The 22,824-nt window shown below is 74.2% G+C and carries 23 protein-coding genes; 14 read left to right on the top strand and 9 right to left on the bottom strand.

The window, feature by feature from the left end; genetic code table 11:
* Positions 1 to 59: 59 nt before the first annotated feature.
* Both ACIOGZ_RS05435 and ACIOGZ_RS05430 read right to left on the bottom strand, forming a co-directional pair.
* Complete coding sequence (locus ACIOGZ_RS05435) at positions 60 to 1,253, bottom strand: glycosyltransferase (RefSeq protein ID WP_363582552.1); 1,194 nt, start codon at positions 1,251 to 1,253, stop codon at positions 60 to 62.
* The gene (locus ACIOGZ_RS05430; protein WP_363582553.1) at positions 1,250 to 1,573 is read right to left on the bottom strand and encodes a hypothetical protein; all 324 of its coding nucleotides are present in this window, start codon (positions 1,571 to 1,573) and stop codon (positions 1,250 to 1,252) included. The genes ACIOGZ_RS05435 and ACIOGZ_RS05430 overlap by 4 nt, the downstream gene beginning before the upstream one ends.
* Before the next feature lie 145 nt (positions 1,574 to 1,718).
* Here ACIOGZ_RS05430 and ACIOGZ_RS05425 point away from each other — a divergent pair, with 145 nt between their 5' ends.
* The 4 genes from ACIOGZ_RS05425 (at position 1,719) to ACIOGZ_RS05410 (ending at position 5,696) form a co-directional block, all read left to right on the top strand.
* Positions 1,719 to 2,651, top strand: coding sequence for a 3-oxoacyl-[acyl-carrier-protein] synthase III C-terminal domain-containing protein (locus tag ACIOGZ_RS05425; RefSeq protein ID WP_363582555.1), 933 nt, complete (start codon positions 1,719 to 1,721; stop codon positions 2,649 to 2,651).
* Positions 2,652 to 2,720: 69 nt separating this feature from the next.
* Positions 2,721 to 3,011, top strand: coding sequence for a phosphopantetheine-binding protein (locus tag ACIOGZ_RS05420; RefSeq protein WP_079136143.1), 291 nt, complete (start codon positions 2,721 to 2,723; stop codon positions 3,009 to 3,011).
* Between the two features lie 4 nt (positions 3,012 to 3,015).
* Complete coding sequence (locus ACIOGZ_RS05415) at positions 3,016 to 3,795, top strand: hypothetical protein (RefSeq protein WP_400984975.1); 780 nt, start codon at positions 3,016 to 3,018, stop codon at positions 3,793 to 3,795.
* Positions 3,796 to 3,953: 158 nt separating this feature from the next.
* On the top strand, positions 3,954 to 5,696 hold the full coding sequence (locus ACIOGZ_RS05410; RefSeq protein WP_400984973.1) for a condensation domain-containing protein: 1,743 nt from the start codon (positions 3,954 to 3,956) through the stop codon (positions 5,694 to 5,696).
* A gap of 30 nt (positions 5,697 to 5,726) precedes the next feature.
* Here ACIOGZ_RS05410 and ACIOGZ_RS05405 read toward each other — a convergent pair whose 3' ends face one another.
* Both ACIOGZ_RS05405 and ACIOGZ_RS05400 read right to left on the bottom strand, forming a co-directional pair.
* Positions 5,727 to 6,383 carry a hypothetical protein gene (locus ACIOGZ_RS05405; RefSeq protein ID WP_400984972.1) on the bottom strand — a complete coding sequence of 219 codons (657 nt, stop codon included), beginning with the start codon at positions 6,381 to 6,383 and terminating at the stop codon, positions 5,727 to 5,729.
* Between the two features lie 95 nt (positions 6,384 to 6,478).
* A complete protein-coding gene (locus ACIOGZ_RS05400) occupies positions 6,479 to 7,153 on the bottom strand; it encodes an RNA polymerase sigma factor (RefSeq protein ID WP_400984970.1) in 675 nt (224 codons plus the stop codon).
* A gap of 224 nt (positions 7,154 to 7,377) precedes the next feature.
* Between ACIOGZ_RS05400 and ACIOGZ_RS05395 the strand changes: the two genes are divergently transcribed.
* The 4 genes from ACIOGZ_RS05395 (at position 7,378) to ACIOGZ_RS05380 (ending at position 10,848) form a co-directional block, all read left to right on the top strand.
* Positions 7,378 to 8,181, top strand: a complete 804-nt coding sequence (locus ACIOGZ_RS05395; protein WP_400805788.1) for an SAM-dependent methyltransferase — start codon at positions 7,378 to 7,380, stop codon at positions 8,179 to 8,181.
* A 118-nt stretch (positions 8,182 to 8,299) separates the two neighbouring features.
* A complete protein-coding gene (locus tag ACIOGZ_RS05390) occupies positions 8,300 to 9,226 on the top strand; it encodes a hypothetical protein (RefSeq protein ID WP_400984968.1) in 927 nt (308 codons plus the stop codon).
* A 135-nt stretch (positions 9,227 to 9,361) separates the two neighbouring features.
* Positions 9,362 to 10,093: an SDR family oxidoreductase gene (locus ACIOGZ_RS05385; RefSeq protein ID WP_244293554.1), complete on the top strand. Its 732-nt coding sequence runs from the start codon at positions 9,362 to 9,364 to the stop codon at positions 10,091 to 10,093.
* A 5-nt stretch (positions 10,094 to 10,098) separates the two neighbouring features.
* Positions 10,099 to 10,848 carry a polysaccharide deacetylase family protein gene (locus ACIOGZ_RS05380; RefSeq protein ID WP_400984967.1) on the top strand — a complete coding sequence of 250 codons (750 nt, stop codon included), beginning with the start codon at positions 10,099 to 10,101 and terminating at the stop codon, positions 10,846 to 10,848.
* 107 nt (positions 10,849 to 10,955) lie between these two features.
* On the opposite strand, the gene ACIOGZ_RS05375 is transcribed toward ACIOGZ_RS05380, so the two are convergent.
* The 3 genes from ACIOGZ_RS05375 to ACIOGZ_RS05365 all read right to left on the bottom strand — a co-directional run bounded on the left by ACIOGZ_RS05375 (position 10,956) and on the right by ACIOGZ_RS05365 (position 14,213).
* Entirely contained in the window at positions 10,956 to 12,035 is a 1,080-nt protein-coding gene (locus tag ACIOGZ_RS05375; RefSeq protein ID WP_400984965.1) for a hypothetical protein, read from the bottom strand.
* 12 nt (positions 12,036 to 12,047) lie between these two features.
* The gene (locus ACIOGZ_RS05370) at positions 12,048 to 12,992 is read right to left on the bottom strand and encodes an NAD-dependent epimerase/dehydratase family protein (RefSeq protein ID WP_363582573.1); all 945 of its coding nucleotides are present in this window, start codon (positions 12,990 to 12,992) and stop codon (positions 12,048 to 12,050) included.
* Positions 12,993 to 13,088: 96 nt separating this feature from the next.
* Positions 13,089 to 14,213, bottom strand: coding sequence for a DegT/DnrJ/EryC1/StrS family aminotransferase (locus ACIOGZ_RS05365; protein ID WP_363582575.1), 1,125 nt, complete (start codon positions 14,211 to 14,213; stop codon positions 13,089 to 13,091).
* A gap of 414 nt (positions 14,214 to 14,627) precedes the next feature.
* Here ACIOGZ_RS05365 and ACIOGZ_RS05360 point away from each other — a divergent pair, with 414 nt between their 5' ends.
* The 4 genes from ACIOGZ_RS05360 to ACIOGZ_RS05345 all read left to right on the top strand — a co-directional run bounded on the left by ACIOGZ_RS05360 (position 14,628) and on the right by ACIOGZ_RS05345 (position 19,859).
* The gene (locus tag ACIOGZ_RS05360) at positions 14,628 to 16,817 is read left to right on the top strand and encodes an MMPL family transporter (RefSeq protein ID WP_363582577.1); all 2,190 of its coding nucleotides are present in this window, start codon (positions 14,628 to 14,630) and stop codon (positions 16,815 to 16,817) included.
* 222 nt (positions 16,818 to 17,039) lie between these two features.
* Positions 17,040 to 18,329: a histidine kinase gene (locus ACIOGZ_RS05355; protein WP_363582579.1), complete on the top strand. Its 1,290-nt coding sequence runs from the start codon at positions 17,040 to 17,042 to the stop codon at positions 18,327 to 18,329.
* Positions 18,326 to 19,000 carry a response regulator transcription factor gene (locus ACIOGZ_RS05350; RefSeq protein ID WP_363582581.1) on the top strand — a complete coding sequence of 225 codons (675 nt, stop codon included), beginning with the start codon at positions 18,326 to 18,328 and terminating at the stop codon, positions 18,998 to 19,000. The genes ACIOGZ_RS05355 and ACIOGZ_RS05350 overlap by 4 nt, the downstream gene beginning before the upstream one ends.
* Positions 19,001 to 19,208: 208 nt before the next feature.
* Complete coding sequence (locus ACIOGZ_RS05345; protein ID WP_363582583.1) at positions 19,209 to 19,859, top strand: hypothetical protein; 651 nt, start codon at positions 19,209 to 19,211, stop codon at positions 19,857 to 19,859.
* 48 nt (positions 19,860 to 19,907) lie between these two features.
* On the opposite strand, the gene ACIOGZ_RS05340 is transcribed toward ACIOGZ_RS05345, so the two are convergent.
* Both ACIOGZ_RS05340 and ACIOGZ_RS05335 read right to left on the bottom strand, forming a co-directional pair.
* Positions 19,908 to 20,633: a DUF4097 family beta strand repeat-containing protein gene (locus ACIOGZ_RS05340; RefSeq protein ID WP_363582585.1), complete on the bottom strand. Its 726-nt coding sequence runs from the start codon at positions 20,631 to 20,633 to the stop codon at positions 19,908 to 19,910.
* Between the two features lie 244 nt (positions 20,634 to 20,877).
* Positions 20,878 to 21,708, bottom strand: coding sequence for an SAM-dependent methyltransferase (locus tag ACIOGZ_RS05335; protein WP_363582587.1), 831 nt, complete (start codon positions 21,706 to 21,708; stop codon positions 20,878 to 20,880).
* A 244-nt stretch (positions 21,709 to 21,952) separates the two neighbouring features.
* On the opposite strand from ACIOGZ_RS05335, the gene ACIOGZ_RS05330 reads away from it, so the two are divergent.
* Together ACIOGZ_RS05330 and ACIOGZ_RS05325 are read left to right on the top strand one after the other, a co-directional pair.
* A complete protein-coding gene (locus tag ACIOGZ_RS05330; RefSeq protein ID WP_400805768.1) occupies positions 21,953 to 22,300 on the top strand; it encodes a PRC-barrel domain-containing protein in 348 nt (115 codons plus the stop codon).
* 144 nt (positions 22,301 to 22,444) lie between these two features.
* Positions 22,445 to 22,711 carry a metal-sensitive transcriptional regulator gene (locus tag ACIOGZ_RS05325; protein ID WP_363582589.1) on the top strand — a complete coding sequence of 89 codons (267 nt, stop codon included), beginning with the start codon at positions 22,445 to 22,447 and terminating at the stop codon, positions 22,709 to 22,711.
* The last annotated feature ends 113 nt before the right edge of the window (positions 22,712 to 22,824 follow it).

Genomic DNA, 22,824 nt, shown 5'->3' with positions numbered 1-22,824 from the left:
GGCCGAACTCCGGCCCGGAGACAATGGCCTAGACCAATGGACGTTGATCTTCCGGTCTGCTACAGGGTCCCCAGCCGCGGCTGTCGCAAGTCCTGCCCGGCTCGGGCCGCCAGGGCCTCCAGCCGGTCCGCGGCAGTGGCCGCCCCGCCGCCCGCGCGCAGCGCCTCGCCGACCCGAACCGCGTTGCGCCGGTAGTCGGCCGTGTCCAGCACGGCCCGCAGGGCCCGCGCCAGCCGCTCCGGCGTCACCCGGGCGAACGGCACCCGCAGCCCCGCCCCGGCCGCCGCCACCTGCGCCGCGACGAACGGCTGGTCGTGCCGGATCGGTGCGGTGACCAGCGGCAGGCCGTGCGTCAGGGCCTCGCCGACGGTGTTCATCCCGCCGTGGCACAGCACCGCGTCCAGCGCGCCGCGCGCCATCAGCTCCAGCACCGGCGCCCGGTCCACCGCGACGGCCTGCGGCGGCAGTTCGGGCAGCAGCTCGCGCGGGGCGGCGAACACCGGCTGCACGTCGTCGCCGCACAGCTCCAGCGCCCGGGCGGCCCGCGCGTGGAAGTCCGCGCCCAGCTCGCCGGCCAGTGTGCCCATGGTGACCAGCACCCGCCGGCGCCCGGGCAGCAGCCGCTCCCACGGGAAGTCCGGATCGGCCGGCCGAACGGAGTGGACCGGCCCGACCAGCGCGTGGTGCGGGGGCGGCGCGTCGTCACCGGTCAGCGCGGGACCGGTGGTCGCCAGCACCAGGGCGGGGGAGAAACGCGGGTCCACGTACTCCTGCACGGGCAGCCGGGCGCGCTCCCACAACCCGCGCAGCAGGCCGGTCATCCAGGCCTCCACCTGCGGCAGCGCCCGGTACGGGCGGCCCAGTTCCATCGCCCCGGGCGCGAAGCTCGCCCACGGCAGGCCGTGCCGGTGGGCGGCCAGCGCGCCCGCCGGGGTGTGCTGGTCGACGAGCAGGACGTCCGGCCGGAACTCCCGCACGATCGCGTCCAGCGGCTTCGCGGTGAACCGCGCGTACGGGACGATGAAGCCCTCCCAGAGCGAACGCAGCGCGGCGAGCCCGTGCCCGCCCTGCGCCCGGAACGCCCGGGTGCCGGTGCCGAGCACCTGGGCCCCGGGACCGAGCAGCGGGCGCAGCACCGACTCGGTGCCGGTCCAGGCGACGTCGTGTCCGCGCGCGGTCAACTCGGCGGCGATGCCCGCCGCGGGATTGACGTGGCCGGTCAACGGGGGCATCACCAGCAGGAACCGGGTCATCGCGCACCCTCCTCGGGGATCAGTTTCTGCAGGTCGGCGACGGTCAGCGCTTCCAGGGCGGCCAGGTCCAGCCCGGCGCGCAGCCGGGCCAGGTCGGCCGCCGGGCCGAAGCGTTCGCGCAGGCGCCCGGCGAGCGCGGCCAGTTCGCCCTCGTCGAGCAGCAGGTCGCCGTCCAGCCGGGCGTCCGGGGTCAGCCGGTCGGCCCAGCCGGGCGGCGCTCCGGCGGCCTCGACCAGCAGTGCGACCAGCTCCGGGTGCAACGGCGCGGCGGGGCGGTGCGGTTCACGGTCGGACGACGTGTGAGAAATGGCATCGGACATCGAAGGGGGTCTCCCACCTGCTCGACGGCACGGGGGTGAACGCGCCCGCCCAGGAGGCGGATTCGGCGGCCTCGGAGACGAACGCGATGCTGAAGGGGCCCGAGATCACTTGTGCGACCCGGCGGGCGTCGGAATACTAGCCCGCGTGACAGCACTGGAGGCAGTGGCCGTTCACCTCCCCCCGCACGCCGTGCCCATCGAGGCGGTTGGTGAGCGGATCGGCCTGACCCCACGTCAACTTCGACTCTTCCGCCGCTTCCACGGACTGGACCAGCTCCGCCTGGACCCGTCCGGGACGCTGCCCGACCTGCTTGACTCCGCCCTCGACAACCTGCCTGAGCTGCGCGGACGCGAACGGGACGTCCGCTTCGTGATCCACGCGCGCAGCATGCCGGTGGCGGTGCCCTACCCGCTCAACCCACTGCACGACCTGCTCGCCCCGCGCGGCCTCGCGCACGCCAACGCCTTCACGGTGACCCACCACGCGTGCGCGGTGGGCCTGCTGGCCATCGACCTGGCCGGCCGGCTGCTCGCCGCCGAGCCCGACCCGCGGGCACTGGCGCTCATCCTGGCGGGCGAGAAGACCTTCACCAAGGACGCCCAGGTGGTGCCCGAGACGGGTATCTTCGCCGAGGGCGCGGCCGCCTGTCTGGTGAGCGCCGACGGCGAGCGCCACCGGGTGCTCTCCTTCGCGGTGCGCCAGCGCCCGGAGTTCGACGGCCGGCTGGCCGAGGACGCGGACCTCCTGGCCCGCTACCAGCGCGAGTACCCGAACGTGATGGTGGAGGCGATCGAGGCCGCCCTGGACGAGGCCGGTCTGGACCTCTCCGACCTGGCCGCGGTGCTTCCGCACAACGTCAACCAGGCGTCGTGGCGGATGATAGCGCGCCGGATCGGCTATCCGCTCGACAAGGTGGTGCTGGACAACGTGCTGTCGGTGGGGCACAGTTTCGCTGCGGACAGCCTCATCAATCTTCACACCGCCACCACGCGGGGGCTGCTGCGCCGCGGCGACCACTACCTGATCGCCGCCGCCGGTGTCGGAGCCACCTTCTCCGCGATGGCGGTCCGCTGCTGACGAAGCGTCTACTTCGTCCATCTTTCCCACGCCAGACCACTCTCCCACGTACGACGGGACGGGACACCCATGTCAGAACCTGTGGTCCAGACCACTGACCCCGAGCTGCGCGAGCGGATCCGCACCGGCATCGGCGAGCTGCTGCCCCGAGTCCTCAAGCGCGAACTGCCCGAGATCCCCGAGAACGCCTGCCTCTTCGACGACCTCGGCCTCACCTCCGCCGGCACCATCGAGCTCATCCTGGAGCTGGAGGAGTCGCTCGACATCCAGGTGGACGTCGAGCAGATCACCGAGGACGACCTGCGCTCGGTCACCAAGCTGGCCGACTACGTCGCCGGACACGTCATCCCCGAGGACTGACCGGGTGGCCGACCACGGCCTGCGGATCACCCGGGCGCTCGCGCGGCGCTTCGACGGCCGCTCGGAGGCCTCGCTCCACCCGGACCTGCGGGTGTTCGTCTCCGACCTCGTCCGCCCCTACGGCCTGCCGCTGCGCGAGGACCTGCTGAGCGAGGGCGTCGGCCACTCCTACGAGGAGCTGGCCGCCGGCCTGGTGCGCGAGGCGCTCGCCGAGGACGAGCCCGTCGACCTGCTGATCCTGGCCTTCGACACCCCGGACGTCCGACCGGGTGCGCCGTCCTCGCTGGCGCTCAGCCGATCCTGTCCGGGCACGCCGCTCGCCTTCGCGGTCTGCGACCAGGGCGTCGCAGCGGCCTTCACCGCGCTGCGCCTCGCGGTCGACTACCACCGCACCGGATCCTGCCGCCGGGCGGTCGTGGTGCTCGCCGAGCAGACCGCGCTGCACCACGAGCCGGCCGCGCCGGTGGCGCTGCCGGAGCGGCACGGTGCGGTGGTGCTGGTCTGCGAGGAGGCACCCGGGCCTGACATGACCGTCCACCAGATGCCCGGTGCCGAGCTGTCGGATGCGGCGGTGCGGGCCCGGGCCGCCGAGCTGGGGCCCGACCCGGCGCTCGTGCTCGGCCCCGGGCTGGCCGGTGCCGAGGACTCGGCGGCCCAGCCGTTCACCGGGGCCTGGGCGGAGCTCGCCGAGCAGCTGCCCGCCTGGCGGGCGCAGGGGCGCCCCGTCCTGGTCGCCGACCTGGACCGCAGGCTCGGCGTGCTGAGCGCGTTGACCCTTCCGTAGTCATGGTTCGGTTCATGCCAACTCTCTTGTCTCACACAGGAATTGGCGAATCATCGGTTAGGTGAACGATTGGTCTGGACCAGCGCGCGAGGTCGCTGGTAGCGTCCCGATCGCACCCCGCTGAACCCTTCCCCGGCGAGCCGAAAGGCGCGTACGACGTGACCCCGTACGGCGAGACACAGACCAGTAGACGGATCGAGGTCCGGTACGCGGCCTCGGCCGACGACTCGGCCGGTGGTGCGGCTGTCGATTCGGGGCCGCTCACGCTCGGCCAGGACAACATGATCCGGTGCATCGGGCGCGATGCCCCCGAGCAGATCAACAAGGATTCGCTCTGGCCCGTCCCGGACGGCACCTCGGTGTCGGCCGGGCTGGCCGCCCTGCGCCGACTCGTCGAACGGCACGAGTCGCTGCGCACCTCCTTCCCCGCCGGCCCCGGCGCGGACGGCTTCCCGGAGCGCCAGGTGGTGCACCCGGAAGGCCGGTTCACCGTCACCGTGATCGAGGCGGGCGACCGCAGTGACCCCCAACTGGACGCGCTCGCAGCTGAGTTGGGTCGGGCCGACGTCGCCGTTCCGTTCGACCTGGCGGCCGCCCCGCGGCTGCGCTTCACCCTCGTCACGGACGGGGAGCGACTGCTGCGGCTGGTCGCGGTGGTCTGCCACGCGGGGGCCGACGGCGCCGCCACCGTGCTGCTGATCCAGGACTGGCTGGACCTCGCCGCCGGCAAGGACCTCCCGCCGGTCACCGCCCCGACCCCGCTGCGGATCGCGGACGCGGAACGGAGCGCGCAGGGCCGCCGCAAGTCGGCCGCCGCCCTGCGGTACTGGGCCCGCAGCCTCGCCGCCGGCCCGCAGGTCGTGTTCGCCGACGCGCGGATCACCGGCCCCCCGCACGACCTCTCCGCCGTCCTGGTCCGCTCCCGCACCGCCGCCGAGGACCTCGCCGCCGTCTGCCGCCGCACCGGTGCGAGCCCGTCCGTCGTCCTGCTCGCCGCCTTCGCCGCGCTCGTCGCGCACCGGTCGGGCCGCACCGGGCTGGCGCTCTCGGCGCTCTCCGCGAACCGTCAGCGCGCCGCCCTGGTCGACCACGTCGGCACCCTGGCGCAGGACGCCCTGATCCTGCTCGACACCGGGACTGCCGACCTCGACCAGCTGATCGGCCGGGCCAAGGCGGCCTCGCTGAGCGCCTACTGGCACAGCACCCTGGACGCCGAACAGGTCTGGCGGCTCATCGAGGACTGCGCCCACCTGCGCGGCAGCCGGTTCCCCCGCCACGTCGTGGTCAACGACCTGAGCCTGACCATCCCCGCCGCCGTCGCCGACGCCCAACCCGCCGCGACCGCCGACCCCGAACTGACCCGGCTGCCCGCCCCACAGCTGCCGGTCCGGCTGATGTTCACCATCCTGCGGATCAGCGGCAGCCTCGACTTCGCCCTGATCAGCTGCCCGCAGGTGCTGGACCCGGACGAGACCGACCGGTTCGCGCGGGCGCTGCTCGCCGTCCTGGCCGCCGCCGCCCGCGGGCCCGTGCCGCTCGACGCCCTGCCCGGCGTCGGCGGCGTGCCGACCCCCGACCGGAGCGGGGAGTGGCACCTGGTCGACGGCTCCTGGATCGACCTGGCCGCCGTTCGCGACCTGCTGGAGGCCGCCCTCGGCGCGCGGGCGGAGATCGAGCTGGCGCTGGACGAGGGAAGGCTGACCGCCAGGCTGACCAGCGCGGACCGCGAACTCACCCCGGCCGTCGCCCACCACGCGGTGGTCGCCGCTCTGCCCGGCCGCGACACGGCGATGGCGCCGCACCACTACGTCGTCCGGCACACCGGCTCCGGGGCGGAGGCCGTCACCTCCGGCGGCGGCCGCGACCCGGACATCGCCGCCCGGCAGGCGGTGCTCACCTGAACGGGGGAGCACGGGCAGGCGCGGGCGGGCTCACTCCAACGGGTCCTCGCCGTCCCACCGGACATCCCACGAACACGCCGAGGTCGCCCCCGAGGTGAGCCCCCACGGGCTCGGCACCTCCTCCTCGTCCTCGTCGCCCTGCAACGGCAGCCGGTCGATCACCGCGACCAGCCGCGGCGGCAGTTGCGGCGCCAGCCCGTGGTGGACCCGGGACAGGATGTCGCGCCGCACGTCGTCCGGCAGTAGCGGCCTGGTCATCCGCAACGGCATCGGCCCGGAGGGGCGTCCGGCCGCAACCAGCTGGTCCGACCAGGCCCGCCAGTAGTCGGCGTCGTCGTTCTCGCCGAGCTTCAGATGGTGCAGGTGCAGGCAGTACGCCGCCGTGCCGCAGCCCGATCCGGCGGCGAAGCGCCACCAGAACTCGGCGCCCTCCTCCCTCCCGGTCGCGTAGAGCAGCGCGGCGAACACCTCCGCGCCCTCGGGTTGGATCCGGCGGGCGTTCACCAGGAGGTCGAGCCCCCGGGAGGCGTCCGGTGCGCCCAGTACCAGGGCCACCACCAGGCCCAGTTCGAAGGCGGCCTGCTCGAACTCCGACGGCAGGTGTGTCGGCGCGGCCGTGAGCCGGGCCTGGCGCAGTGCTGCGATGCGCTCGGCGTGCGCGCGCTCCGGCCGGGGCACGTGGACCACCGCACGCCCCCCGCCGCTCGTACCCGCCTCGCCGCTCGTACCCGTCCTGTCGCTCGTGCCCGCCCCGTCGGGCGGGTCCGCTTCCTGCCCGGGCGTCACAGCTGACCCGCGTGGTCCGGCAGTTCACCCGCTCGGTCGGCCGGTTCACCCGAGCGGTCGGGCAGTTCGCCCACGCCGAGCCGGCGCGCCAGTCGCTCCCGCGCGTGCCGCAGGTTGGAGTGCACCGTCGCCACCGGCCGCCCCAGGTAGGCCGCGATCACCTTGACGTGCAGGCCCAGCAGGTACCGCAGGATGATCACATCCCGTTGTCGGTCCGGGAGTTCGAGGATCGCCGCGTACAGCCGCACCTCGTCCGCCTCGCTGTGCAGCAGCCCGTTCGCGACCTGCTTGAACGCGCCGATCACCGCGGCGAAGGTGACGGCCTCCACCGCCACCGGTTCCTCGGCGGACATCCAGTCCGAGACGTGCCGGTTCGCCAACCGCCAGGCGTACGCGGCCGGCTCCTCGAACCGCAGCACCTGAGGCCAGCAGCGGGCCAGGTCCGCCTTCACGGCCTCGACCACCAGTGCGGCGTCCGCCTGGCCGCCTATCCTGGTCAACGCGAGAGCGCGCCAAGCGGGTTCATGGGTCTCGCAGAACGACGCGTAGGTGAGGTCCAGCCGCAGGCCGAGGTCGCCACCGGCCTCCCGGTCCGACTCCGCGCCGTCGGCGCGCTCCAGCGTCGGCCCTCCCCGGTACCCGCGCACGGGGGCGTCCCTGTCGATCGTCATCGAGCCTGCTTTCCGTGGCCGCCGGCAGCTCGGCGGGCCACTCGAGGTTCGGGCTGTCTGCGCCCATCCTCAGTCCATCCGGCTCGTCACTCCAGGCCGCATCCCGAATACAGATCGTCATCCCATGGGATCGCCCGACTGGTTGGAGCGCGGCGGTCCGCGCTCGACCTCCGGATACGGTGGGCACCAATCGACAGGTGTCCGCGACGCCGAGGGGGAACGCGATGAGCCTCTACGACGGAGTCGACCTGCGGCTCAACATGCCGCACTCGGCCCGGATGTACGACTACTACCTCGGCGGCTTCACCAACTTCGCCGCCGACCGCGAGGCCGCCGGGCACGCCCTCGCGGTCGCACCCTGGCTGCGCGTCGCCGCCCGCGCCAACCGGTCCTTCGTCCACCGTTCCACCCGCGCCCTCGCCCGGGCCGGCATCGACCAGTTCCTCGACATCGGCACCGGCATCCCCACCCCGCCCAACCTCCACGAGGTCGCCCAGAGCGTCGAACCGTGCGCCCGCGTCGTCTACGCCGACAACGACCCGATCGTGCTCTCACACGCCCAGGCGCTGCTCACCGGCACCCCCGAAGGCCGCACCGCCTACGTCGAGGCCGACGTCACCGACCCCGCCCGCCTCCTCGCCTCGCCCGGCCTGCGCGACACCATCGACCTCACCCGGCCCGTCGCGCTCTCCCTCAACGCCCTCCTGCACTTCGTCCCCGACACCCGTGGCGCCCACGAGCTCGTCGAGCACCTCAAAGCGGCCCTCGCCCCCGGCAGCGCCCTGGTGATGACCCATGTCACCCCCGACTTCGCCCCGACCGAGATCGCCGGCCTGGTCCGGATCTACGAATCCGCCGGCACCGCCGCCCAGGCCCGCACGCTCCCCGAGTTCACCCGCTTCTTCGACGGCTGGAGCCTCATCGCCCCCGGTACCGTCCCCACCCCCCACTGGCGGCCCACCCCCACCGACCCGCCGGCCACCGCCCCCGACGCCGCCGCCTACGCGGCCGTGGCGCTCAAGCCCTGACCCCGCCCGCCCGGTCGCCCCCGCCCGGTCGCCACCCAACCCCCTCCACCCGTGCGGCCCCGCCGTCCCGGGGACAGACTGGTGGTGGATCGATGCTGCCCGTGAGGCTGGGAGAGGCATGCTGCTGGGACTCACCACCGCCTTGGTCGCGACCGTCTGCTTCGGGTTCGGGGCGGTGTTCCAGGCGCGCGGGGCGCGGTCGGCGCCGCAGGCGGACCGGGTGCGGGCGGGGCTGCTGGCCGCGCTGGCGCGGTCGTGGGAGTTTCTGCTCGGCACGGTGCTGGACATCGTCGGTTTCGCGCTGAGCATCGTGGCGCTGCGCAGCCTGCCCCTGTTCCTCGTGCAGGCCGTCACCAACGCGAGCCTGGCCGTGACGGCGCTCGCCGCCGTCCGGCTGCTCGGGGCGCGGCTGCGCCGGGGGGACGTGACGGGAATCGTCGCCGTGGTGGTCGGCCTGACGCTGCTGGCGTCGGGGTCGGGCCGGGAGGGCCGGGAGCACGCCCCGCCGCTGTTCCACTGGGCGCTGCTCGCGACGACCGCCGTGATGCTGCTGCTGACCCTCGTCCTGGTGCGCCGGGCCGGTACCGTGGCGGCGGCCGGGCTGGGGCTGCTGGCGGGGGTGGGGTTCGGGGTGACGAGCCTGGCGGTGCGGGTGATGGACGCGTCGAGCCTGGTCACCGTCCTCACCGACCCGGCGGCGTACGCGCTCGCGGTGGGCGGCCTCGGCGGCTACCTGGCGTACGCGCTGGCGCTTCAGCGCGGCACGGTCACGGCCGCGACCGCCGCCGGGACGGTCGCCGAGACCTTCGGCCCGGCGCTGGTGGGCGTGGCGGCGCTAGGCGACGCGGCGCGTCCGGGGTTCGAGTGGTGCGCGCTGGCGGGCTTCGCGGTGGCGGTGGGCGGCACCTTCCTGCTGTCCAGGTTCGGGGAGTTGGAGGGGCAGTCCGCGGAGGTGGCCGCCGCGCGGCCGGGCTCGGCGGACCGGGACCCTGAACCGGGCCCGGGCCCGGAGGCGGACGCGGAGCCGGCCGTCCCGCCCCGGTAGCCCGGGTGGCGCCGCCGTGCGAAGGTGACTTGCCGGACAAATCGGACGGTGACACGCCCACGGAGCGGCAGGTGCGCGATGGCGGACGAAGCCCAGCCGGGCCCCCGACGGCCGGGGCCCGCCGACCCTCCGGTCGTGCTCGTCACCGGCGCGTCCTCCGGCATCGGCCTGGCCACGGCCGTCCGCCTGGCCGACGCCGGCTGGCGGACCCTGCTGTCCGGTACGGACGGCGCCCGCCTGGACGAGGTCGCCGCCCGGACCGGCGGCCGCGTCCTGCCCGAGGACCTGAGCAAGCCGGACGGCCCGAGCCGGCTCGCGGAGGCGGCCCTCGCGGAGGCCGGCCGGGTGGACGCGCTGGTCGCCAGTGCGGGCCTGGGGTGGCGCGGACCGTTCGCGGACACCCCCTCGGACGTCCTGGACCGGATGATCGAGGTCAACTTCGCCGCCCCGCTGCGGCTGGTCCGCCTGCTCCTGCCGGGCATGCTGGAGCGCCGCCGGGGCCGGATCGTGCTGCTCGGCTCGATGGCCGGCCAGGTCGGCGTGCGCGACGAGTCGGGGTACGCGGCGACCAAGGGCGGGCTGGCGATGTTCGCGGAGAGCCTCTGGTACGAGCTGCGCGGCACCGGGGTGGGGGTGCGCCTGGTGCTGCCGGGTCCGGTGGACACCCCGTTCTTCGACCGGCGCGGCACGCCCTACCAGCGGGAGCGGCCACGGCCCGTGCCGGCGGAGCGGGTCGCCGACACCGTGGTCGCGACCATCACCACCGGGCGTGACCGGCTCTTCGTGCCGCACTGGCTCGGCTTCCCGGCCCGGATCCACGGCGTGGCGCCGGGCGTGTTCCGGCGCATGGCCTCCCGCTTCGGGTGAGCCCGGTGAACACCGCCACCCGGGTGCTCGCGACGGCGGCCGCCGCCGCGGCCGCGGCGGAGTTCGCGCACCTGGCCCCGGCGGCGGTGCGCCTCCCGGCACTGCGCCGCACGCTGGCCCGTCGAACCGCCGGCCTCGGCGCCGACCCGCACCACGTCGCCCTGACCTTCGACGACGGCCCCGACCCGCGCAGCACCCCGGAGATCCTGGACGCGCTGGACGCGCTGGGCGGTGTCCGGGCCACCTTCTTCCTGCTGGGCTCGATGCTGGAGCGCGCCCCCGCCCTCGGCCGGGAGCTGGTGCTGCGCGGCCACGAGGTGGCCGTCCACGGCTGGCACCACCGGCCGCAGTGGTACCCGGCCCCGGCCCGTGACCTGCGCGAACTGCGCCACGCGACCGAGGCGGTGACCGCGCTGTGCGGGGTGCGCCCGCACTGGTACCGCCCGCCGTACGGGGTGCTGACGGCGGGCCCGGCCCTGGCCGCCCGGCGGCTGGGCCTGCGCCCGGTGCTGTGGACGGCCTGGGGCCGGGACTGGACGGCGGAGGCGACCGGGGCCTCCGTCTACGCGACCGCCCGCCCCGGCCTCACCGGCGGCGCGACCCTCCTCCTGCACGACTCCGACTGCACCTCCGCCCCCGACTCCTGGCGGGCCACCCTCGCCGCCCTTCCGCTGATCGCCGCCCACTGCCGCGCCCACTCCCTCACCCTCGGCCCGCTCCGCGACCACGCCGTCCCGGGGGCCGCCCGCGGCTGACGGCATCGCGCCCGCCGCCGAGCGCCGGGCGGACGGCGAAGCCCCGCCCCGACGGCGGTTTCCCGGGCACCCGATGCGGCTCCCGCACTGCTTGCCCCGGCCCTTGGCTACGCCAGCCCCACCTGTGCCAGGGCCGCGGTGAACCCGGTGCGCCAGCGCTCCGGGGTGGCGCCGGGGGAGGGGGTGGGCGCTGGGCGGGCGAGGGCGGCGAGGGCGTTGCGGACCACCTCGGCGGGGTGCGCGGAGGCGACGTCGGCGTGGCCGAGTTCCAGCTCGTGCTGGAGGTTGTCGCGGCCGTGGCCCTGGACGACGTCGAGCAGCAGCAGCCGCCGCCCGAGGGCGCGGGCCTCGCTGCAGGTGTCGCCGGAGCTGGTGACGACGAGGTCGGCGGCGGCCATCAGGGCGGGGATCCGGTCGGTGTGGCCGAAGGGGTGCAGGCGCGGCTCCCGGCGGGCGGCGGCCCGCAGCCGCCGTTCGAGTTCCCGGTTGCGCCCGGCGACGGCGAGCACGTGCGGACCGGCGGCGGCGAGCGAGGCGGCGGTGCGGGCGAGCGGCCCGAGCCCCCAGGCGCCGGACATCAGCAGCACGCACCGCCCGCCCGCCGGGACGCCCAGTTCGGCGCGCGCCTCGGCCCGGCCGGGCGGCCGGTAGAACGGTTCCCGCAGCGGAGCGGGCAGGACGGTGACGGCGGCGTCCGGCCGGTAGCGGCGCACGGCGCAGGCGGCGACCTCGGAGGTGACCAGGAAGAGGTCGGTGCCCTCCTGCACCCAGAGCCGGTGCGGCGTCACGTCGGTGCAGAACACGAAGTGCCGGAAGTCCCGTCGCGGCAGCCGGTTGACGGCCGAGGTGGCGGTGGCGAACACGGAGACCACCAGCTGCGGCCGCTGCGCCGCGACCAGTTGGCGCAGCGCCGGGACGAGCCGGCTGCGGGCGGCCGCGTCGGCGAGCAGCGCGAGCCGGGCGCCGGGCCGCAACGCCGAGAAGTGGAAGGCGTCGTACACGCCGGGCAGGTCGAGCAGCCGCCGGAACACGGCCTCCCCGGCGGCGCCGGAGCGCTGCCCGAGCAGGGCCATCGCGTCGACCGTGTGGGTGGTCCAGCCGCGGGCCCGCAGGGTGTCGGCGCAGGCCTGGGCCATCACGTCGTGGCCCTGGCCTAGGGAGCCGGAGACGAGCAGGGCGTGCGGCATCGGGCGGCCCGCTCAGGAGGCGGCGGAGGCGGCTGCGGCGGCCCGGTACCAGTCGGCGTAACTCCGCACGCCGTCCGCGAAGTTGGTGTGCGGAGACCAGCCGAGCAGGCGCTTGGCCTGGGCGCAGGAGATCCGCCGCCCGGTGTAGTCGGCCTTGCGGCCGTCGATGTGCTCGATCGAGACCGGCCCCAGCAGGTCGTCGACGGTGTCGGCGATGTCGCGCACCGAGACGGCGGTGGAGCCCTCCAGGGCGAAGGTCCGGTCCTCGGCGGCGGGGGACAGGGCCCGGACGTGGGCGTCGGCGAGGTCCTCGACGTAGACGAAGTTGCGGCTCTGCCGCCCGTCGCCGGCGATGGTGATCGGCCGCCCGGTGAGCGCGGCCTGGACGAACCGGGCGACGACCAGCTCGTCGCGCATCCGGGGCCCGTACGGGATGCCGTAGCGCAGGATGGTGAAGTGCTGCCCGTACAGCTCGCGGTAGCTGTGCACCAGCATCTCGGCGGCGAGCTTGGTGGCCACGTAGAGGTGGCCGCTGTGTTCCAGTTCGATCGGCACGTGCTCGTCCAACTCCTGCTCTCCGCCGTCGAGTTGCTCGTCGGTGAGAGCGGCGCCGTAGACCCAGACGGTGCTCGCCAGCACGGTGCGGCTCAGTCCGCTGCGCCGGGCGGCCTCCAGGACGGCCTCGGTGCCGTCGATGTTGGTCCGCACGGCCCGCACCGGGTCGGCGGAGACCTGTTCGACGTCGGCCATCGCGGCGAGGTGGTACACCACTTCACTGCCGGCCAACGCGGAGGTGAGGGCCGCGAGGTCGAGGATGTCGAGCCGGGCGTGTTCGGCGTCGGGGTTGAGGTACTTGTCGGTCGTGTCCACCGCGAGGACGTCGTGGCCGGCCGCGATCAGGTGGTCCACGACGTGTGACCCGATGAATCCGCATCCCCCGGTGACGGCTATCCGCACGATCTCTCTCCTTGTCGGGCTCCGTGTCGAGCGCCTTCTCGCACTCCGTGTCGAGCGCCTCGGCGCGCCCGCCTGGTTGGGTCGACCCCGCCCCGGCTATCCGGCGAGTCTCCGGTGCACCGCCGAGACGGCCTCGATGACCTGCTCCGTCTCGTCCCCGGTCATGTCGGAGTGCACCGGCAGGCACACCTGCCGCGCGCAGACGTCCTCGGCGACCGGCAGCGGCCCGCGCCGGTAGGGGGCGAGGACGGGTTGCAGGTGCAGCGGCAGGTCGTACACCTCGCCGGAAAGCCGCACGCCGTACTCCTCGGCGACCGCCCGCTTGAACGCGGCGCGCTCCACCCCGGGCGGCAGCAGCGCCACGTACTTGTAGTAGTTGCCGCGGCAGCCGGACGGTTCGAGCACCGGCTCCAGGCCGTCGAGCCCGGCCAGCGCCTCGTCGTAGCGGCGGGCGACGGCCCGGCGGGTCTCGATGAACTCCTTGAGCCGGCGCAGGTGCACGGCGCCGACGGCCGCGCCGAGCTCGCTCATCCGCCAGGCGTGGCCGAGCCGGACGTGGTGGTTGGTGGTGAAGGAGCCCTTGCCCTGGTCGCGGTAGGTGCGGGCCTCGTCGCGCAGCTCGGGCGACTCGGTGAGGATCAGGCCGCCCTCGCCGCTGGTGGTGACCTTGGTCGGGTAGAACGAGAAGGCCCCGGCCAGGCCGAACGTCCCGGCGCAGCGCCCGTCGAGGCTGCTGCCGTGGGCGTGTGCGGCGTCCTCGACCAGCGGGACGCCGTGCCGGTCGCAGAGCGCGCGCAGCTCCTCGACCCGGGGGGTGATCAGTCCGCCGATGTGGACGAGTACGACGGCTGCGGTATCCGGGGTGAGGGCCGCCTCCAGCGTCTCGGGGGAGAGCGCCAGGGTGGCCGGGTCGACGTCGGCGATCACCGGGCGCCCGCCGGCGTGCAGGACGGCGCCGGCGGTCGCGTAGAAGGTGACGGCCGGTACGACGACGTCGCGGCCCCGGACGTCGACCGTGCGCAGGATCACCTCCAGCGCCGCGGTGCCGCTGCTCACCGCGACGGCGTGCGAGGCGCCGTGCTCGGCGGCGAAGGCCTGCTCCAAGCGCTCGGTCCACGGGCCCAGGGTGAGGGCGCCCGTGGTGAGCATCTCCATCACCGCCTCGGCGACGGCCGCGCGGTCGGATTCGTCGAACACGATGCGGGCGGCTGGAACGCCCATGGGCACCTCCGGCGGCGGGCTGGGGTCAGCACCGATCGGGTCAGATGGGTCCGAACCGTACGAAAAGTGTCGGTCCCGGCACATCACGCTACTTCGCCCGCCGGGCCGCGGCCCGTCGTCGCCGCCCGCCCGGGTGACGACGCCCGGCCCCGTCGCCGCCCTGCCGCTGCCCCGCCACCGCCCCGTCGCCACCGCCGGGAGTGCGCCCGACCGCTCCCACCACAGCTGATGCGCTTCCGCCGTCCGGGGAGGGGCCGTACTGCGTCCGCAGTACGCAAACGGCCTGCGCAGGGACGACGACGGAGGAGGGGCCGGCCGTCAAGGATGGGTCATGCTGCGGGCGGTCCGCGCCGAAAGGCGCCGGGGCGGCCGCGGTGCGCACTCTGACCGAGATCCGAAGGAGTCCACTCTTCCGTGGCCACGTTCCTGTACCGCCTGGGCCGCTGGGCCTTCGTCCGACGCCGGCTGGTGACCCTGCTCTGGGTGGCCGTGCTGGCGGTCTGCGGAGTCCTGGCGGCCAAGGCGCCCGCCGCACCCGACGACGGCTTCGCGATGCCCGGTACGGAGGCGCAGAAGGCCTTCGACCTGATGAACGAGCGCTTCCCCGGCGGCCACGCCGACGGCGCCTCGGCCCGCCTGGTGTTCGTCGCCCCGTCCGGGCAGAAGATCACCGCCGAGCCCAACCAGCAGGCGGTGGAGCGGACGGTCGCCGAGCTCGCCCACGCCGACGAGGTCTCCGGCGCGGTCAGCCCGTTCAAGGCCAACACCGTCTCCAAGGACGGCACCACCGCGTACGCGACCGTCAGCTACTCCGTGAAGGCGGGCGAGCTGTCCAAGGGCGCCACCGACGCCCTCGAACAGGCCGCCCAGCACGGGCGGGACGCCGGGCTCAAGGTCGAGGTCGGCGGCAACGCGTTGATGGCCAAGCCCGAGGCCGGCGGCAGCAGCGAGATGATCGGCATGGCGCTGTCCGCGGTCGTCCTGGTGATCACCTTCGGCTCACTCGTGGCCGCGGGCCTGCCGCTGCTCACCGCCGTGATCGGGGTCGGCCTCGGCATGGCCCTGATCACCGGGCTCGGCAGCACGCTCGGCCTGTCCTCCACCACCAGCACGCTGGCGATGATGCTGGGACTCGCGGTCGGCATCGACTACGCGGTGTTCATCGTCTCCCGCTACCGGGCCGAGCTCGCCGAGGGCCGCACCCCGCAGGAGGCGGCCGGCCGGGCCGTCGGCACCGCAGGCTCCGCCGTGGTGTTCGCCGGGCTCACCGTGGTGATCGCCCTGGCCGGGCTCTCGGTGGTCGGCATCCCGATGCTCGCCAAGATGGGCATGGCCGCGGCCGGCACGGTGGTCATCGCCGTCCTGGTCGCGCTCACCCTGGTCCCCGCGCTGCTCGGCTTCATCGGCCGCCGGGTGCTGCCCCGCAAGGCCCGCAAGGGCGCCGTCCAGCCGAAGAAGGAGAACGGCGGCTCCCGCTGGGCCAAGTTCGTGCTGCGCCGCCCGCTCGCGGTGCTGCTCGGCGGCGTGATCGGCCTCGGGGTGCTCGCCGCCCCCGCGCTCGACCTGCGGCTCGGCCTGCCCGGGGACGAGTCGAAGCCGACCTCCACCACCCAGCGCCGCGCCTACGACCTGCTGTCCGAGGGCTTCGGCCCCGGCTTCAACGGGCCGCTGACCGTCATGGTCGACGTCAAGGGCACGCCCGACCCGAAGGCCGCCGCGAGCGAGGTCGCCAAGACGGTCTCCGCGCTGCCCGGCGTGGTCTCCGTCACCCCGCCGATGTTCAACAAGGCGGGGGACACCGCCCTGCTGAACGCCGTCCCGTCCACCGGCCCGAGCGCCGCGGAGACCAAGGACCTGGTCCAGGCCATCCGCGGCCACGCCGCCGGCCTCAAGACGGCCACCGGGGCGACGGTCCTGGTGAGCGGCACGACGGCGATGAACATCGACGTCTCGCAGAAGCTCACCGACGCGCTGGTGCCCTACCTCGCGGTGGTCGTCGGCCTCGCCGTCGTCCTGCTGCTGGTGGTGTTCCGCTCGGTGCTCGTCCCGCTGAAGGCGGCGCTCGGCTTCCTGCTCTCGGTGGCCGCCGCGCTCGGCGCGGTCGTCGCGGTCTTCCAGTGGGGCTGGCTGGCCAACCTGATCGGCGTCGAACAGACCGGCCCGGTGATGAGCATGATGCCGATCTTCATGGTCGGCGTGGTCTTCGGCCTCGCCATGGACTACGAGGTGTTCCTGGTCACCCGGATCCGCGAGGGCTTCGTCCACGGCGAGCAGCCCGACGAGGCCATCGTCACCGGCTTCCGGCACAACGCCCGGGTGGTCACCGCCGCCGCGTTCATCATGATCGCCGTCTTCGCGGGCTTCATCGGCATGGGCGAACCGATGATCAAGATGATGGGTCTGGGCCTCGCCGCGGCCGTCGCCTTCGACGCCTTCGTGGTCCGGATGACCATCGTCCCGGCCGTCCTGGCCCTGCTCGGCCGCCACGCCTGGTGGCTGCCGCGCTGGCTGGACCGGCTCATGCCGGACATCGACGTCGAGGGCAGCAAGCTGCAGACCGCCGCCCCCGAACCGGCCCCGGTCCGGGAGTCCGTCGGCGTCTAGGGCCGACCCCCCGCGGACCAGCCGGGGCCCGTCCCGATCCACGGGGCGGGCCCCGGCCCGGACAATGGTTCGATCCCTACCGTTACCGTTGCTGTCGGGGTCCGCCACGCACACGGCGGCCCCCGACCCGGCCCACCCCGCCCGGCAGGGCGCGGTTCGGCACGAACTGGCAGAACCCGGCGAGGGTGCCGCCAGGGCACCCCCGACCCGGAGAGCACCACGATGAGCGACACCTGGCAGCGGCTGCGCCGCGACCACCCCCGGCTGCTCGACGCCGTCGGCGGCGCCGTGCTGATCGCGATGACCGGCATCGGCGTCACCGTCGACCAGACCGGCCACGTCATCTCCTTCAGGCCGCTCAGCGCCACCATCGCGCTGGTCTCCGCCGTCACCGTGTTCGCCCACCGCCGGCACCCGCGGGCAGTGGTCGTCATCACGCTGATCTGCACGATGGCCCTCATCCTCACCACCCCCCGCCTCACCCCCGGGCTGGCCACCCCGCTGCTGCTCGCCCTCTACTTCCTCGCCGTCCGGACCGACCGCGCCACCGCCCTGCGCGCCTCGATCGCCTCCGCCGTCCTGCTCACCGGCACGTCGCTGATCGGCGACGGCGGCGGCCCGATCGGCCAACGGATCGGTGTCCTCGCCTGGGCCCTGCTGCCCGGCGCCCTCGGCGACTCCATCCGCAACCGCCGCGCCCACCTCGCCGCCATCGAGGAACGCGCCGAACGCGCCGAACGCACCCGCGAGGAGGAGGCCCGCCGCCGGGTCGCGGACGAGCGGATCCGGATCGCCCGCGACCTGCACGACGTCGTCGCCCACCACATCGCCCTCGCCAATGCCCAGGCCGGCATCGCCGTCTACCTCATGGACCGCCACCCCACCCAGGCGCGCGAGGTGCTCAGCCACATCACCGACGCCACCGGCTCCGCGCTCCAGGAGCTGCGCGCCACCGTCGGCCTGCTGCGCCGAGCCGAGGAGCCCGCGCCACTCGAACCGGCCCCCGGCCTCGACCGGCTTCCCGAGCTGATCAACGCCTTCGAACGCACCGGCCTGCCGGTGCGGCTCACCGTCGAGGGCGAGGCTCGCGCGCTCTCGCCCGGCGTGGACCTCACCGCCTACCGGATCGTCCAGGAGTCCCTGACCAACGTCGCCAAGCACGCCCAGGGCGCCGGCGCCGAGATCACCCTCGCCTACAGCGGCAGCCGGGTCGCCGTCAGCGTCGCCAACGGACGCCCGCCGACCAGCGCCCGCCCCCGGCAGGCCCTGCTGCCCCACCCGGCCCCCGGCGAGGGCGGCTTCGGACTGATCGGCATGCGCGAACGGGCCGGCGCGGTCGGCGGCCGCCTCACCGCCGACAGCCGGCCCGACGGCGGCTTCCTGGTCACCGCCGAACTTCCGCTGCGCACCGGCGCCCGGGACGACGGCGCCGGTCGCGGTGGCTGTGCCGTACGGGCGGACCGGGCCGGCCGGGAAGACCGTGCCGTTCGAGTAGACAAGGACCACGCATGACCATCCGGGTACTGCTCGCGGACGACCAGGCGCTGCTGCGCGGTGCGTTCCGGGTGCTGATCGACGCCGAGGACGACATGGAGGTGGTCGGCGAGGCCGCCGACGGCCACCAGGCCGTCGAACTCGCCCGCGCCACCCGCCCCGACATCGTCCTGATGGACATCCGCATGCCCGGCGCCGACGGCCTCGGCGCGACGGCCGCCATCTGCGGCGACGAGGAACTGGCCGGCACCCGGGTACTGATCCTCACCACCTTCGAGATCGACGAGTACGTGGCCCAGGCGCTGCGGGCCGGCGCCGGCGGCTTCCTCGGCAAGGGCGCGGACCCGGCGGAACTGCTCGCGGCCGTCCGCGCCGTCGCCGCCGGGGACGCCCTGCTCTCGCCCGCCGCCACCCGGGCCGTCATCGACCAACTCCTCGCCCAGCCCGATCCGGCGGCCGGCGGCACCGCCGAGCGGCTGTCCGTGCTCACCGCGCGCGAGCGCGAGGTGATGTCGATGGCCGCCACCGGCCTCACCAACGAGGAGATCGCCGAGCGGATGTTCGTCAGCCCGTTCACCGTCCGCACCCACGTCCACCGCGCGATGGCCAAGCTGGACGCCCGGGACCGGGCCCAACTCGTCGCGATCGCCTACCAGTCCGGCCTGGTCCCGCCGGGCCGTCCGGCCTGACCGGCGAAGGCCCGCCCGCCGACCCGTCCGCCGGCCCGCCTGCCGATCCGTCCGTCCAACTCGCCTGGTTTGCGGCGGTAGCAGGACTGATCGACCGTCAAACTCCGGCCATATGTCGGTGATCTGAATTCCAGCCTGCCCGAAAACGACCTCCGAACTGGTGTATCAGCGAGTAGTCTGCCGATGACTCAGGATGAGGAGGGTGTTCGTGGAAACCAAGGACACGGCAGGCGAGGTGCGGATTCTCCAGCCGTTGCCCGGGCGCACGGCGGACGGATCGCAGGAGTTCGACCTGCGGTTGACGCGTTTGCTCCGCCTGCTCGGGGCTGAGGCCGCGCACGGGGCGGACTTCCCGAGCGCGGCCCGGTGGGAGGTCCACAAGGCGCTTTCCGGGCGTACCGACCTGCCCGAGGAGTACTTCGAGGCACTGCTGGAGGCGGCGGTCTACGACCCCAACCCGAGCTTCAACCGGCGCTTCGTCGAGCCGGCCCTGCTCGCTTTCGGCCAGCGCCGGGTACGGCTGACCCTGCTCGGCTACCTGCACACCGGCACCGACGCCGAGCGCGCCGGCGCCGCCCGGGCCTGGTACTGGACGTCCCTGTCGGTCGGGGACGGCCGCAGCACGGCCGCCGCCGACGAGGGGTCGACCGTGCGGGACGCCTGGTACGAGGCCGCGCTGCGGGAGTTCGTCGCCAACGAGGACCTGGACGTGCGGCGCTGCATCCTCCCCGGGCTGCCCCTGGTGCCGCGTGCCTACCCGTCGCGGCTGCACGCCCTGGTGGAGGCCGCGGTGGCCATCGCGAGGGCGCACCCCGACGAGTACATCCGGCACCGCGCCGAGGTCCAGGTCGGTCTCTGACCACCCCTGCCCCCGGCCCCGCTACGCCCCCCGGCGGGGCCGGGGCGGTCAGCCCGTCTTGACGGTGATCTCGCCGATGTTCGTCCCGAGGTCCAGCTTGTACTGGCCGTTCGGGTCGTTCTGGACGCCGATGTGCTTCTCGCCCAGGTCGGTCGAGGCGGTGACGTGGTAGGAGGCGGTCGGCACGGTCACGTTGATCTCGCCGTTGGAGGTCTTCGCCGTGATGTTCTGGGCCTTGCCGGGGGTGAGCTTGATCCCGCCGTTGTCGGTCTTGGCGCTGACCCGGTCACCCTTGAGCGAGGTGCCCTTGATCTCACCGTTGTCGGTGCGCACGTCGACCGGCCCGGCCACGTCGTCGAGCGTGATGTCGCCGGAGCTGGTGTGCACCGAGACGTCGCCGACCTGGGTGAGCTTGATCCCGCCCGCCGACGTCCCCCCGGTGATCGGCAGCCCCGGCGGCAGCTCGACGGTGTAGTCCACCGAGCAGTTGCGTCCGCAGCCGCCGAGCACCAGTAGGCCGCCGTCCACCCGGGTGCTCGCGCCCGGCTTGCCGCTCCGGTACGTGATGTTGCGGTGGACGGCGGCCTGGGTGGCGCCGGCCTTGCCGCGCACGGTCACCTCCCCGGCGTCGCTGTCCAGGCGGATGCCGGTGATCTTGTCCGTGACGGTGGCGTCGTCGGTGAAGTTGGTCCCGATCGGGTTGCAGGCGCTGAGCACCCCGGCGGAGAGCCCGGCGACCACGAGAGCCCCCGCGAAACGGTGGTACCTGCCCATGTTCGTCCCCCATGTGTCCTGCGCTGCTTGTTGCGCGATAGCCCCTGATGACCGCCCCCGTCCGGAGCCGTCCCGACGACAGTAACCGCACGTGGTGGCCCCGGTCGGTGGTATTAACCCCCCTAAAGCGACTCCAGCCAGCCCCCCGGCGCCGCTCCACCCACCCCCACCTGGGCCTACCCGCGCCCGCCGTCGCCCCGGGATGAATCTGTAGACCGGTCGGTATATTCGTTCCGGGGAGCTGTCAGGGCTTGCGACCCACCGCGCCGTAGATGCTGACGCGGTCGGCGCCGGAGGCGGGGGCGGTGTCGGGGCGCCAGAGGGGGACGGTGGTGATGCCGGGGTCGAGGAGGTCGAGGCCGTCGAAGAAGGCGCGGACCTCGTCCCGGGTGCGGCCGACGAGGGGGGCGGTGGCCTTGTCGTAGATGCCGGTGACGCGGTCGCGGACCTCGGCGGGGATGAAGTCGGCAGTGCCGTGCGAGAGGACGAGGTGGCTGCCGGAGGGGAGCGCGTCCATCAGTGTGTCGACCGCCTGATGGGGCTTGTCCTCGTCGCGCAGGAAGTGCAGGACGGCGGCCAGGACGAGGCCGACCGGTCGGGAGAAGTCGAGGAGCCCCGCGGCCTCGACGACGGCGAGTACGGCGGACGGCTCGCGCAGGTCGGCCTGGAGGACGGCGGTCCGCCCCGGGCCCGTGCCGGACATCAGGGCGCGGGCGTGGCTGAGCACGATCGGGTCGTTGTCGACGTAGACGACCTGCGCCCCGGGATCGGCGGCCTGGGCGATCTCGTGGGTGTTGCCGGCGGTGGGGATGCCGGTGCCGACGTCGAGGAACTGGTCGATGCCGAGGTCGGCGACGCAGCGCACCGCGCGGGTGAGGAAGCCCCGGTTGGCCCGCGCGGTGGAGCGGAACTCCGGATTGGCGGCGAGCGCCTTCTCGGCGGCGGCCCGATCGGCGGGGAAGTTGTCCTTTCCCCCGAGGTAGTAGTCGTACATCCGGGCCGGGTGCGGGATGTCGGGCCGCAGGTCGGCCGGGGTTCCGGCCTCGCCGGACTCCCACAGGTCGTCGTGTCCCACGGCCGCTGCCTCCGTCTGTTGACGATCGGGTGATCTGCTTGCAACTCCCTCGGCGGACAGCCTAAAGCCCAGGTCACGGCCCTGGTGGCGGTTGGTCAGGTCACCCCTGTATGTCCGTTTTCGTCGCCCATCGCGCGCCCCTGGTCGTCCCGGCGGAGGATGGGAGGTCCCGGCGGCGAACCGTTGTCGGGCGACGGAAGCGGAAAGACCGGGGAACAGGAGGTCCGACGCTGTGGTGATCGCTATGGCAGACATCCGCGAATGGCGCGGCCACGCCGTGGTCGACGAGAAGAGCCATCGCATCGGCTCGCTGGAGTCCGTCTACGTGGAGACGGCCACCGACCAGCCGTTCTTCGCCACCGTCGCGGTCGGCCTGGTGACCAGGCGCCGCCTGGTGTTCGTCCCGCTCGACGGGGCGGTCGTCGGGCCGGACTACGTCCAGGTGGCGTTCCCGAAGAACCAGGTCAAGCAGGCGCCGTCGATCGGCACCGACGACGTCCTGCCCGCCGAGGACGAACCGACCGTGTTCGCGCACTACGGGCTCCCGTACGAGACCGGCGCCGGTGGCGAGCGCCGCCTCGCCCGCCGCTGAGCACAGCCGCCGAGCAAAGCGGCTGAACACCGTCGCTGAACCGCCGAACACCCCAGTGCCCCCGCCCGCATCGCCCCGCCCGGGAATGGATACCCCACCGGGTACAGTTGTCAGTCGACAGTCGATGCGAAAGGCGGCCCGGACATGCAGGTGGACGAGGAGTCGGTCGGCGCGGTCCTGAACCGGCTGCGCCGTGCCCAGGGCCAGCTGGCCGGGGTGATCGCGATGATCGAGGCGGGCCGTGACTGCAAGGACGTGGTCACCCAGCTCGCGGCGGTCTCGCGCGCCCTGGACCGGGCCGGGTTCAAGATCGTGGCCAGCGGCATGCGCCAGTGCATGGCCGCCTCCGACGAGGACACCCCGCCGATGAGCGAGGCCGAGCTGGAGAAGCTGTTCCTCGCCCTGGCATAAGCCAAGAAGTCAAGAAGCCGAGAAGCGCAGAAGCCGAGAGGCGCAGCAGCGCCGGAGGGGGGGGGGGGGGGGCCCGGCGGGCCCCCCCCCCCCCGGCGCGCCCCCCCCCCCCC

Source organism: Kitasatospora sp. NPDC088160, assembly GCF_044741445.1.
GTDB lineage: Bacteria > Actinomycetota > Actinomycetes > Streptomycetales > Streptomycetaceae > Kitasatospora.
This window is presented reverse-complemented; position numbering and strand designations above follow the sequence as displayed.

Coding starts and splice junctions, on each gene's coding strand:
- ACIOGZ_RS05330 (WP_400805768.1), top strand. CDS start 21,953: ATGGCAGACATCCGCGAATGGCGCGGCCACGCCGTGGTCGACGAGAAG.
- ACIOGZ_RS05375 (WP_400984965.1), bottom strand. CDS start 12,035: ATGCCGCACGCCCTGCTCGTCTCCGGCTCCCTAGGCCAGGGCCACGAC.
- ACIOGZ_RS05340 (WP_363582585.1), bottom strand. CDS start 20,633: ATGGGCAGGTACCACCGTTTCGCGGGGGCTCTCGTGGTCGCCGGGCTC.
- ACIOGZ_RS05325 (WP_363582589.1), top strand. CDS start 22,445: ATGCAGGTGGACGAGGAGTCGGTCGGCGCGGTCCTGAACCGGCTGCGC.
- ACIOGZ_RS05430 (WP_363582553.1), bottom strand. CDS start 1,573: ATGTCCGATGCCATTTCTCACACGTCGTCCGACCGTGAACCGCACCGC.
- ACIOGZ_RS05350 (WP_363582581.1), top strand. CDS start 18,326: ATGACCATCCGGGTACTGCTCGCGGACGACCAGGCGCTGCTGCGCGGT.
- ACIOGZ_RS05435 (WP_363582552.1), bottom strand. CDS start 1,253: ATGACCCGGTTCCTGCTGGTGATGCCCCCGTTGACCGGCCACGTCAAT.
- ACIOGZ_RS05420 (WP_079136143.1), top strand. CDS start 2,721: ATGTCAGAACCTGTGGTCCAGACCACTGACCCCGAGCTGCGCGAGCGG.
- ACIOGZ_RS05400 (WP_400984970.1), bottom strand. CDS start 7,153: ATGACGATCGACAGGGACGCCCCCGTGCGCGGGTACCGGGGAGGGCCG.
- ACIOGZ_RS05365 (WP_363582575.1), bottom strand. CDS start 14,213: ATGGGCGTTCCAGCCGCCCGCATCGTGTTCGACGAATCCGACCGCGCG.
- ACIOGZ_RS05395 (WP_400805788.1), top strand. CDS start 7,378: ATGAGCCTCTACGACGGAGTCGACCTGCGGCTCAACATGCCGCACTCG.
- ACIOGZ_RS05390 (WP_400984968.1), top strand. CDS start 8,300: ATGCTGCTGGGACTCACCACCGCCTTGGTCGCGACCGTCTGCTTCGGG.
- ACIOGZ_RS05355 (WP_363582579.1), top strand. CDS start 17,040: ATGAGCGACACCTGGCAGCGGCTGCGCCGCGACCACCCCCGGCTGCTC.